This is a genomic window from Endozoicomonas sp. SESOKO2, from assembly GCF_024606245.1.
In the GTDB taxonomy this organism is placed as follows: Bacteria; Pseudomonadota; Gammaproteobacteria; order Pseudomonadales; family Endozoicomonadaceae; genus Endozoicomonas_A.
In genome coordinates this window covers 1-10,883 of the sequence record NZ_JAHHPQ010000356.1, presented here as the reverse complement: position 1 = coordinate 10,883, position 10,883 = coordinate 1, and the positions used below count along the sequence as shown (strand labels likewise).

Sequence of the window (10,883 nt, the reverse complement as noted above, 5' to 3'; positions counted from 1 at the left end):
CCTGTTAGGTGACTAACGGGAATCTCGCTCCTTCAGGGGCGAGAGGATGTCAATTCGATCATTTATGACTGTTGCTGGGTTGCAACGAACTTGCGTGACTCATCGATGGAGCGTTGCATATCTCTTATCAGAAGGTCAATATCCAGCTTGATGTCACCTAATTCACCCCTGAGCGCAGAAATAGCCCGTGCATTGAGATTATGTTTCAGATATAGAACCTGATCCCGAAAGGCTTTAAGAACCGGCTTGCCACACAGAAGAACGGCTATCGGAGGCAGAAGTATCGCCAGAAAATAACGCATAGTGTCTCCCTGATTTTGTTTCAATTGCTCATGGCTGGTTTATACATCAGAAGTAGCCTGTTTCTGTGCGAGCAAATCGAGCAGTTTCAGTACTTCTTTCTGAAGGTTCCCGGAGGCCAGTGCAAGATTGGAAGCAAATTCTTCTGCAGTGCCATGCTCGCTATCCATCAAGTCTGTCACTGATTTTACTGCAACCAGAGGCGTTTGGTAATGGGAGGCTACCCAGGCAATGGCGGCGGCTTCCATCTCTTTGTTGACCACGGACTCCTGACGCAGAATGGCTTCATCGGTCGGACTCATATCGAGAGAGTTGCCGGTGCAAACAATAGAGGTGGGTAAACCCAGTTTCCGTGCCAGGTCAACCGCGACTTGGCACTGAAAATTACCGTCTCCATAAGCTTCGTAATGCTCACCCATGGGGATACGACGGTCAAAGAAACGGATGCGCTCTCCAATATAAACGTCGCCAATTTTGCAGCCCTTATCTGAAAAAGCACCGCAGGTTCCGGCATTGATGACCAGATCCGGAGACAACAGGCGAAGTGCTTCATACGCTGCCAGAGTTGCCGGTTGGGTACCGACATTTTCCACACCGTGAACAGAGTCGGAACCGTTGGTAACCAGATTGATGCTCAGATTCTTGTATTCACCAGCAAAGTTTTTACAAGGTAGTAATGGGTTTATGTCGTTTGTTTCAGTCAGACCCAGTTTCTCAATGAGTGGCGCTGCTTCCTGTTTCATAGCCACAATCATTGTAATTCTTTTCATAGCGATCAATTCGGTTGATATTGGAATTTTATAGTTTCCTGTTATAAGCAGTTAATTCCAATAAGTAAAACCTTATATTTTTATCTGCCCTCCTCCTCATGCCATTTCGGCATTAATCCTTCGCTTTAGGCATTTCACAAGCTTAGTGGGAATCGTAATGATAGAACCATAGTTTCTAATTTTGTTGCTTATCTTTCGGTCACGAATTCAACGGAGTGTGTTGTGTTAGGAGTACTGGGTGGAATGGGGCCGTTGGCTACCGTTGACTTTATGCAAAAAATTATTGCTTTGACAGAAGCCAGCAAGGATCAGGAGCATCTGCCCATGCTGGTGCATAACGTTCCTCAGATTCCTGATCGCAGTGCCTGCATTCTAGAAGGTTCCGAGGACCCTTTTCCGGCTTTGTTGAGAGGGTTGAGAAGCCTTGAGCGGGGCGGTGCCCAGTGTGCTGTGATTCCCTGTAATACTGCGCATTTCTGGTTTGATAAGCTGCAAAAACAGGCCCGGATTCCAATGATCAGTATCCTGGATTGTGTACAACAACATATCCGAAGGAACAATCTGGGCAAAATAGGTATTATGGCAACCAGCGCTACGGTCTCAGCCGTCATGTACCAGCAGCAAATAGAGAACGATGGTCGTGAATGTCTGATACCTGATCAGGAGGTGCAAACACTGATGATGGATGCCATCTATGATATCAAGGCAGGGGGGCTGGAACGGGGCAGTCAACGTATGAAAATGGTTTTTGATGATCTGGTTCGCCAGGGCGCTGAAGCGGTTATTCCGGGCTGTACAGAAATCCCTATCGGTCTTGCTGGCGTTGCGAGCACAAATCCTGAACAGTGCATTGATGCAACAGCGCTGTTGGCCAGGGCTTGTGTTTACTGGCACAGCCAGCAAGAAGAGAAAGTAGCTGCTTGAGAAGCGGGGGCAAGTTGAACTGAAGTCTGGGAGTAGCGCCTGAATGAATCTGGAAACCAAGTGGCTGGAAGATTTTCTGGCATTGGCCGAGCTGAGAAATTTTTCCCGTGCTGCTGAGTTTCGAAACATCACGCAGCCTGCTTTTGGCCGAAGAATACGTTCTCTGGAACAGGCAGTCGGTTTTGAATTGGTAGACAGAGGAACAATACCCATCAAACTGACTCCAGAGGGACGGCTTTTCAGAATAACGGCCAGGAACCTGCTTCGTCAAATGGAAGAGGGTCTGGGGCAGTTACAAGGAGTTGTCTCTGGACAGGCCATTGATTTTGCAGCAGCTCACTCCCTGTCGGTGACTTTGTTACCGGAATTGATTCAGCGGATGAGTGGAGATGAGCAACTGCTGCAAACCCGTGTAGAAAGTATTGATGTTGATCTGGCGGTAGAGGCTCTGCAGGAGGGTAATTGTGACTTTCTCCTGGCATTCAATGTTGAAGCCTTGATGCAGCCACCCTTTGAATATCTGAAGCTGGGGATGACACGCCTATTGCCTGTTTGTTCGTCTGATGATCGGGGAGAACCGTTGTTTTCTGATGCTGATCCGGACATTGTGCCTCTTCTCAGGTACAGCCCCAATGCTTTTATGGGGCGCAAGGTTAATAGTCTGTTGAGTACATCTGACGTTCCCGTACTCTTTCAAACGGTCATGGAATCGTCTCTGACCAATCTACTCAAGGAAATGGCTCTTAAGGGCAAAGGGGTTGCCTGGTTACCGGATTATTCCGTACAGGATGAACTGGAGTCAGGGCAGCTGGTTCCCTATTCTGAAAGACCTGACTGGACGGGTGCCATAGAAATTCTGCTCTACCGAAACTCCGTCCGACTGCATGCCAGGGCTGAAAGGTTATGGGCAGAATTGAGCCAGCGTTGCGAATCAGGTTGGCAGTTGATGGGAACCTTCCAATGACTGATCTGCCCAACAAATTGAGGGCAGGAAATTCGTCCGATCACTCACAAATTTTTACCGATGGTGTGATAGGTTTGCTGCCAGATTTTGAATTTTTTGGGACGCTTGGTCATAGCTTTAAGTGAAGCAATGCGTTTTGATGCGTGGTCAGGGTTTTTCAGCCAGCCCAAGATCAATAAATTCGCTTCTTTCATCCTGTTGAATTTAACCAGTGCCCAGATCAGGGCGTGTTTGGTGTGGAAATCAGCAGGATAGGTTTCAACCAGAACTTTTAAATAAACAATAGCTTCACCGTATTTGCCTGCCTGTTCCAGCCTGCTAACGATTTTTCTCCAGTATGATCTTATATCCCAGCCATTTTGATGATCACAGAGAAGCTGCCTCCTGATCATTTCTTTTGGCATGGAATGAGTGGAGGTTTGGGTAACCGTTCTCGGAGGTCTTTTCTGTGCCGGTCTTTTCTGCCCCGGCCTGACAGGAGCAGTGCTCGAGGCCCGGCGGAGAGGCTCATCGACAAATGGGTAGAGGTTTCTCAAGGCAGCAGGTACAAAAACAGGAGCCTCGGGATTTAAGGGGATAACTCTCCACGTGTTGTCTTGACTTGATTGGGTGCGTTTCAGTAACCGACCTCTTATAAAACGAATGTCAGTTAAGTGATCAACTTTAAAAGCCGCTTCTTCATTTTGGGAAAAAAACTCTGATTCACAGGATTCATCGGTTAACTGGAATTGGAGACGCTTATCGAATACGACACAGTTTGAGGTATTAATCAATGAAACATTACTGTGCTCTTTTAGTTCGTCAAACAACTCCTGAGCATTCCGGGAAGTGACGTGAACATGAGTTTTGAACTGCCTGACTTGATAGCCCCCTGCGGTTAACTCAACAATAAAGAGGGTTACAAAACCGTCTTCATCGATAGTAACCAGTATTGGCAAAGTGACAGGAGGTAGAAGCTGTCTGATGGGCATTTCATCAGTATTTTGGCGGGCTTTTGCTTCGGTCTTTGTCAGATCCAGTCGTTGGGGTGTCAGAGCAGAGGGTAGATGGGGTTCCTGCGGGAAAGAGGGCAAACCGTTGTCCGAGGCGATAAACAGAAAGGAAAGCGGATTGTGCAGGAATGATAAAATCGATAAGGCAGACAGCACAGCGGACCAGCTTTGCTGCTCAGTACTCATGACCGTTGAGCTGAAAGTGACGTCTGGTGAGTGGGCGATGTCGATCAGCTTGCCAAGGTTGAAGTCTGATTCTGTTAGATATACGTCGCTGGTTTTGCAGGCACCTTCGACAACAGCACTGATGAGTAGCTTATTCTTTTCTGGCTTGAGAGGGTGAGTCAATCCAAACTGTTTTTGGGCTTGCCAGATGCCTATCCAGTTTGTCGGTGCGGTCAGGGGAGCAGCAGCTATTACTTTGATCGAATGAAGGCTACAACAAGTCATTATACCGGTGAACAGAGGGACCATGACAGGTCGTAAAAACACCTTTTCACTGCTCGCTTTCGATCGCATGGAATTGCCCGAATACGCTGTAAGTAAGGCAGCTCGTGAAATGCCTTTCGCTACCTGTTGAAGAATTCAATTAATATAGATGCGGGCAGAGGAAATGCCAGATTGGCTGGATGATTCAATAAGGTACTGCTGTAATGATGGGCGATCCTGTGACTTGCTATGTTTATCCAGTATTCAAGCCTTTCATGGTAGAGTGTGTTTTTCACCATTATGTCAATGAGCAGACGTTGAAATGACCGATAAGCCGGAACGATCCGAAAATGAACAAGATGCTGTGGACGGCCTGTTTCCCGTCGATGAGCACTTTGAAGAAGTGGTCGAAGGTGGGGAGACAGTTCGCCACAAGGGCATCTATGTACTGCCCAATCTGTTTACAACAGGCAACCTGTTCTGTGGCTTTTACGCCATAATCAGTGCTCAGGCAGGTTTTTTTACCCAAGCCTGTATTTCAGTCTTTGTCGCCATGATTTTGGATGGGCTGGATGGTCGTGTTGCCCGGATGACTAATACCCAGAGCAAGTTTGGTGCGGAGTACGATAGTCTGGCAGATATGGTGACCTTTGGTGTAGCGCCTGCGATGGTGGCCTATAGTTGGGCTCTCAATGATCTGGGGAAAGTAGGCTGGATGGTAGCTTTCATTTATGCGGCCTGTGCTGCATTGCGACTGGCTCGTTTTAATACTCAGCTGGAAGTGACGGATAGCCGCTACTTCACTGGTTTGGCCAGCCCTGCTGCCGCAGCACTGGTCATAGGCATGGTATGGGCGCTGAGTGATTTTGGTATCGATGGCAACATGCTGGGTATTGCACTGCTGGGGGCTCTGATTACAGGTCTGGCCGGAGTATTGATGGTCAGTAACTTTCAGTACAACAGTTTCAAGAAATTGGACCTGAAAGGTCGGGTACCTTTCATTTTCATGATTGCCATGGTTTTGGCTTTTGCCGTTGTCTTTACTGATCCACCCAGAGTGCTGACGTTGATTTTCCTGAGTTATGCCTGTTCGGGACCGATTATGTTCCTGATAGGAAAAACCAGAAAGCAACCTGCTTCCGAATAACCTGAGAGAAAAGCTGACATTGTCAATATGTTCTCTGTCTTTCCCGCCATTGAGTATCCATATTGACTTGGGCAGAAGACGGAGGCAGGGTGTCTGCCCCTCGAATGAGGTCGGCAGCCCTCTCTGCCACCATGATCGTGGGAGCATTCAGATTTCCATTGGGTATGATTGGGAATAAAGACGAATCCACTACCCTCAACCCTTCCAGTCCTCTGACTCTTGTCTGTGGGTCGACTACGGCCATGTCATCCATTCCCATCTTGCAGGAGCAGGACGGATGATAGGCACTTTCTACAGATTCCCGGACAAAGCTATTGATCTCTTCATCAGTTTGAACGCTTTCTCCCGGTTGTATTTCTGAGCCACGATATTCATCGAACGCTGGTTGATTGATGATTTCCCGAGTCAGACGAACACACTGTCTGAAGCCTTCCCGGTCTTCTTCGTGGGACAGATAATTGAACTGTATACCGGGATGATCATCTGGATTGGCTGACACCGCTCTCACCCAGCCACGGCTTTTGGGTTTGTTGTGGCCGATATGAACCTGAAAACCATGACCATCAACAGCGCTTCTGCCGTCGTAGCGCATGGCTGCCGGCAGGAAGTGGTACTGCATATCAGGCCACTCGACGCCGGCTTTTGAACGGATAAAACCACAAGATTCAAAATGATTGGTCGCACCCAGCCCGTCTTTCATGAAAAACCAGCGAGCGGCAATAAACAATTTATTGAGCGGGTCCAGTTTGCCGTTAAGAGTAATCGGCTTTTTGCAACGGAACTGGAAGTAGAACTCCAGATGGTCCTGCAAATTTTCACCTACACCGGGCAATTCATGCTGAACAGCTATACCTGCGTCTTCTAATACCTTTCGAGGGCCGATTCCTGATAATTGAAGAATATGAGGTGAGCCAATAGAGCCTGCAGAAAGAATGACTTCTTTACTGACCAGTACTTTTTTTATGAGTCCTTTGTGTTTATATTCGACACCCGTTGCCTTTTTGCCTTCCAGCAGAACCCGCTGGACCTGAGCATGGGTCACCACCGTCAAATGGCTTCGCTTCATGGCCGGTCGAAGATAAGCGTTGGCAGTGGACCAGCGTATACCGTTCTTAACGGTCATATGCATGGGGCCAAAACCTTCCTGTCGAGCACCGTTGTAGTCAGTGGTCTCCATGTAGCCTGCTTCTAGCCCAGCCTTTATAAAGGTTGAATAGAGAGGGTTTTTCATTTCATTGCCATTATTAACCGCTAATGGACCACTATCTCCCCGATAGTCATCGCCACCGAAAGCCCAGGTTTCTGCTTTACGAAAATACGGCAGGCAGTGACGATAATCCCAGTCAGTAGCTCCATGCTGATGCCATTCATCAAAATCTTTGGCGTGGCCCCGAACGTAGACCATGCCATTGATGGAAGAAGAGCCGCCCAGCACCTTACCCCGGGGGCAGTGCATACGACGGTTGTCCAAAAAAGGCTCGGGTCGGCTTGTAAACTGCCAGGCATACTTTTCGGTATTCATGGGAATGGACAGTGCCGTTGGCATTTGAATAACAATGCTCTTGTCACTCCCGCCGGTTTCAATCAGCAGAACCTGATTATTGACATCTTCCGTCAGACGATTGGCCAGAACGCAACCGGCAGAACCGGCCCCGACAATGACATAATCATACTTTGTCATGGTCGTGCTCCTTGAATGCAGAGTTAGAAAGGACTCTCCAGAGGCTTCATGCCCATATACACTGCTTTGACCTGAGTGTAATGCTTCAGCGTTTCAACACCATTTTCACGACCCGTGCCGGACTGCTTATAACCACCTACTGGCATTTCAGCCGGCGAGGCTCCGTAGTAATTGATCCAGCAGATGCCGGCCTGAAGCTGGTGAATAACACGGTGAGCGCGGGTGATGTCCTGAGTAAAGACTCCAGCTGCGAGGCCCAGTTCGGTGTCGTTGGCACGGGCAATGACTTCTGCTTCATCTTCAAAGGTGAATACCGCCATAACGGGGCCGAAGATTTCCTCGCGGGCAATGGTCATGTCATCGCGGCAATCTGAAAAAATGGTGGGTTCAATAAAGAGGCCATCGGGTGCTGTAGAGGGGGTGGCTGGTTTTCCTCCGGTCAACAGGGTGGCACCTTCCATAACGCCCTGATGGATGTAGTCAAGAACCCGTTGATGATGTTTCTCTGATATTAACGCACCCATGTTGGTACATGGGTTCATGGGGTCGCCCAGCACAATATTATTTTCAGTGCGTTGCTGCAGCTTTTCTATAAAAGCCGGATAGATAGCCTTGTGGACATAAACCCGTGTGCCGTTTGTACAGACTTCGCCCTGGGTGTAGAAGTTACCGAGCATTGCTCCGGAGACGGCATTATCAAGATTGGCATCTTCAAAGATGATCAGGGGGGACTTGCCGCCCAGCTCCATGGTGACCTCTTTTAATGAAGAGGCTGCACCGATCATGACTTTTTTGCCGGTGCTGACCTCTCCGGTGAAAGATATCTTGGCAATATCAGGATGATGGGTCAGCCAGGCACCGACTTCACCGTCACCCTGGATGACATTGAAGACGCCAGCGGGCACGCCTGCCTCGATAAAGATCTCGGCCAGCTTCAAGGCACCCAGAGGCGTTTCTTCAGACGGTTTGAAAATCATACTGTTGCCGCAGGCCATCGCCGGGGCAGCCTTCCAGCAGGCAATCTGAAGGGGGTAGTTCCAGGCGCCTATTCCGGCACAGATGCCAAGAGCTTCGCGGCGGGTGTAATAAAAGTCATCGCCCAGGCACTGCTGGTTGCCTTCAATGGAAGGAGCCAATCCAGCAAAAAACTCAATAGAGTCGGCGCCCGTAACCACATCAACCACGGAGGCCTCTTGCCAGGGTTTACCTGTATCGAGAACTTCAATTCGGGCCAGTTCATCGTTACGTTCGCGCAAGAGGCTGACAGCTCGGTTGAGGATGCGACTGCGCTCCATACCATTCATTCTTGACCAGCTTTCAAAGCCTTTTTGAGCACTGGCAACAGCAGACTGGCGAATGGCGTCATCGGCTTTCTCTACGGTATAAATGATTTGACGAGTAGCGGGATTGATCACCGGAAACGTTTCTTTCGTCTCATTGGCCAGGTATCGGCCATCGACAAAGTTCTGATAGCAAGGTAATGACACAGGTAACTCCCTCGGGTATCAGTTGCAAAGCTGAGGACGTTCTCAGGCATCGATAGTTGGAACACCGAATTAATTCTATGTGAAAACGACAAAAAAGCCGCTAATAAATGATCAAGTCAGCGGGTTGATGGAATATTTACTGGCGAGATGACGTCCATGATTTTGAAATGTGAATCTGCGCCATTAAAACGAGCGTAAAAGGTAAATAAGAGAATTGTGCGGGAGAGTATCGATGCTGATTAAGACCAGAAAGTCTGGAGACGTCCGCAGCAGTGAAATAACATCAGAAAACGTTTACGAGGATCGTCGCCGTTTTTTGAAAATGGGTGGACAGTTTGCCTGTGTCGGCATGGGGCTGGTTGTGGCAGGTTGCGGTGATGCTGCAGATACCCGGTCAACCAGGAAGCCGGCGGGTTCAGGCTATGATGACGTTCCACAGCTTTCTGCCCCTGATTGGCTGAAAGAGAAAGTAGCCAGCTATCAATCCAGTCGCTTCACAACCGATGAAACGTTAACCCCCTACGCCAGTGTGGCTGGTTACAACAACTTTTATGAGTTTGGCTACTCAAAAGACGACCCTGCCAAATACGCTAAAAATATGAAAACAGACCCCTGGTCGTTAGTGGTTGAGGGGGAGATTGAAAAACCCGGTAAATACACTCTGGAAGATATACTCAAGCCCCACGATGTTGAGGAAAGAATCTACCGTCTTCGCTGTGTAGAAGCCTGGTCGATGGTTATTCCCTGGGTGGGTGTGTCATTGGCCAACATGTTCAAGCGTTTTCAACCCAATTCCAGGGCCAGATTCGTTCAGTTCGAAACACTCTATGATCCTGAACAGATGCCGGGTCAACGCTCCCGTCTCAGTGCCATTAAATACCCGTATGTCGAAGGGCTGAGAATAGATGAAGCCATGAACCCTCTGGCTTTTATGGCTATTGGCCTATACGGCAAGACACTGCCGCCGCAAAATGGTGCCCCTCTGAGACTGGTTGTTCCCTGGAAGTATGGCTTTAAGAGTATCAAGTCCATTGTCAAAATCCGTTTTACTGAAACCATGCCACAAACCACTTGGGTTAAATCAGGTCCGAGCGAGTATGGTTTTTATGCCAATGTGAATCCTGAAGTCGATCATCCGCGCTGGAGCCAGAAGCAAGAGCGCAGATTGCCTAACTCCATCTGGGAGCCAAACCAGATTGAAACGCAAAAGTTCAATGGCTATGGCGAAGAAGTGGCTCATCTCTACAAGGGGATGGATCTCAGGAAATTCTATTAAAGGTCGTGTGATGGACTGGGTTGCAAAGTTAAAATGGCTTGTTTTTCCAATATGTCTGGTGCCATTGGTCTGGCTGATCAATGCTGTTATCACTCATCAACTGGGACCCGACCCGGCGAATACCCTGACCCGGGATTTGGGCGAGTGGGCTTTAATCTTTCTTTGCATCAGTCTGGCAGTTACCCCGGCAAGAAAAATGACAGGGATTAACAAACTGATCCGGTTCCGGAGAATGATCGGGCTCTTCGCACTCTTTTATGCAGTACTGCATGTAATGGCTTATCTTGCATTCTTGCTGGGCTGGCAGTGGCAAACACTGTTGGAAGATCTCTATCAGCGTCCTTATATCATGGCGGGTGCTTTTGCGATCCTGATACTTTCTGTACTGGGAGCCACATCAACCAAGGCCATGATGCGCCGGTTAGGGAAAAAGTGGGTGAAGTTGCATAAGCTGGTCTATCTGGCTGCAGGTCTGGCGGTTTTGCATTTTGTCTGGCTGTCAAAAAGTGACTATACCGAAGCGGTAATATTTGGTTCTGTGCTGGCTGGTTTGATGTTGTTCAGGCTGCCTACCAAGTGGCGACGGGCTCGATGAGCCCTTTTTTAGCGTTTTCATGAGAGGTTTGTGGCATGAAGTCTTTTTTTAATCTCATATTATTAATTTTTTGAGTTGTTCTTGTTATTAAACTACATCTATAGCTCAATAATTGATTGATTTGAGATAAAAAGTGAGTAGGTACATTCCACCTCCGCCAAGAAAGGACTTTCAGCAGACGGTTGATGAGATATACGAAAGTCAGCCTGAAAAGATGAAAGATTACCCAAACTGAGCGAAAAGCCCCGTACTTTGAGGACGGTGATGGATAGCTCGGCTTGCGCAGAGCAAGCCCATAAATTATCATTCTTTCCGTCT

The 10,883-nt window shown here is 48.4% G+C and carries 11 protein-coding genes; 5 read left to right on the top strand and 6 right to left on the bottom strand.

The window, feature by feature from the left end; genetic code table 11:
* Positions 1-62: 62 nt before the first annotated feature.
* Together KDK17_RS08035 and KDK17_RS08030 are read right to left on the bottom strand one after the other, a co-directional pair.
* Positions 63-302, bottom strand: a complete 240-nt coding sequence (locus KDK17_RS08035; RefSeq protein ID WP_257274659.1) for a DUF2959 domain-containing protein — start codon at positions 300-302, stop codon at positions 63-65.
* Positions 303-341: 39 nt separating this feature from the next.
* Positions 342-1,070 (bottom strand): hypothetical protein, encoded by a 729-nt coding sequence (locus tag KDK17_RS08030; RefSeq protein ID WP_257274657.1) that lies wholly within the window; start codon positions 1,068-1,070, stop codon positions 342-344.
* Between the two features lie 222 nt (positions 1,071-1,292).
* Here KDK17_RS08030 and KDK17_RS08025 point away from each other — a divergent pair, with 222 nt between their 5' ends.
* Together KDK17_RS08025 and KDK17_RS08020 are read left to right on the top strand one after the other, a co-directional pair.
* Positions 1,293-1,994, top strand: a complete 702-nt coding sequence (locus tag KDK17_RS08025; RefSeq protein WP_257287799.1) for an amino acid racemase — start codon at positions 1,293-1,295, stop codon at positions 1,992-1,994.
* Between the two features lie 43 nt (positions 1,995-2,037).
* Entirely contained in the window at positions 2,038-2,958 is a 921-nt protein-coding gene (locus KDK17_RS08020) for a LysR substrate-binding domain-containing protein (RefSeq protein WP_257253298.1), read from the top strand.
* Positions 2,959-3,002: 44 nt separating this feature from the next.
* On the opposite strand, the gene KDK17_RS08015 is transcribed toward KDK17_RS08020, so the two are convergent.
* Positions 3,003-4,469, bottom strand: a complete 1,467-nt coding sequence (locus KDK17_RS08015; protein ID WP_257274655.1) for a tetratricopeptide repeat protein — start codon at positions 4,467-4,469, stop codon at positions 3,003-3,005.
* 232 nt (positions 4,470-4,701) lie between these two features.
* Here KDK17_RS08015 and pssA point away from each other — a divergent pair, with 232 nt between their 5' ends.
* The gene (pssA, locus tag KDK17_RS08010; protein ID WP_257274654.1) at positions 4,702-5,526 is read left to right on the top strand and encodes a CDP-diacylglycerol--serine O-phosphatidyltransferase; all 825 of its coding nucleotides are present in this window, start codon (positions 4,702-4,704) and stop codon (positions 5,524-5,526) included.
* A 22-nt stretch (positions 5,527-5,548) separates the two neighbouring features.
* On the opposite strand, the gene betA is transcribed toward pssA, so the two are convergent.
* The gene (betA, locus tag KDK17_RS08005) at positions 5,549-7,207 is read right to left on the bottom strand and encodes a choline dehydrogenase (RefSeq protein WP_257253301.1); all 1,659 of its coding nucleotides are present in this window, start codon (positions 7,205-7,207) and stop codon (positions 5,549-5,551) included.
* A gap of 23 nt (positions 7,208-7,230) precedes the next feature.
* On the bottom strand, positions 7,231-8,694 hold the full coding sequence (gene betB / locus KDK17_RS08000) for a betaine-aldehyde dehydrogenase (protein WP_257287798.1): 1,464 nt from the start codon (positions 8,692-8,694) through the stop codon (positions 7,231-7,233).
* Between the two features lie 232 nt (positions 8,695-8,926).
* Here betB and msrP point away from each other — a divergent pair, with 232 nt between their 5' ends.
* Complete coding sequence (gene msrP, locus KDK17_RS07995; RefSeq protein WP_257287797.1) at positions 8,927-9,970, top strand: protein-methionine-sulfoxide reductase catalytic subunit MsrP; 1,044 nt, start codon at positions 8,927-8,929, stop codon at positions 9,968-9,970.
* Positions 9,971-9,980: 10 nt separating this feature from the next.
* Entirely contained in the window at positions 9,981-10,565 is a 585-nt protein-coding gene (locus KDK17_RS07990) for a sulfite oxidase heme-binding subunit YedZ (protein ID WP_257287796.1), read from the top strand.
* 98 nt (positions 10,566-10,663) lie between these two features.
* On the opposite strand, the gene KDK17_RS07985 is transcribed toward KDK17_RS07990, so the two are convergent.
* The coding region (locus KDK17_RS07985; RefSeq protein ID WP_257287795.1) for a hypothetical protein at positions 10,664-10,883 on the bottom strand (220 nt) is incomplete at its 5' end.

Excerpts from the sequence above, each read along its gene's own strand:
- KDK17_RS08035 (WP_257274659.1), bottom strand. The coding sequence starts at position 302 with ATGCGTTATTTTCTGGCGATACTTCTGCCTCCGATAGCCGTTCTTCTG.
- KDK17_RS08030 (WP_257274657.1), bottom strand. The coding sequence starts at position 1,070 with ATGAAAAGAATTACAATGATTGTGGCTATGAAACAGGAAGCAGCGCCA.
- KDK17_RS08020 (WP_257253298.1), top strand. The coding sequence starts at position 2,038 with ATGAATCTGGAAACCAAGTGGCTGGAAGATTTTCTGGCATTGGCCGAG.
- KDK17_RS08015 (WP_257274655.1), bottom strand. The coding sequence starts at position 4,469 with ATGCGATCGAAAGCGAGCAGTGAAAAGGTGTTTTTACGACCTGTCATG.
- pssA (WP_257274654.1), top strand. The coding sequence starts at position 4,702 with ATGACCGATAAGCCGGAACGATCCGAAAATGAACAAGATGCTGTGGAC.
- betA (WP_257253301.1), bottom strand. The coding sequence starts at position 7,207 with ATGACAAAGTATGATTATGTCATTGTCGGGGCCGGTTCTGCCGGTTGC.
- msrP (WP_257287797.1), top strand. The coding sequence starts at position 8,927 with ATGCTGATTAAGACCAGAAAGTCTGGAGACGTCCGCAGCAGTGAAATA.
- KDK17_RS07990 (WP_257287796.1), top strand. The coding sequence starts at position 9,981 with ATGGACTGGGTTGCAAAGTTAAAATGGCTTGTTTTTCCAATATGTCTG.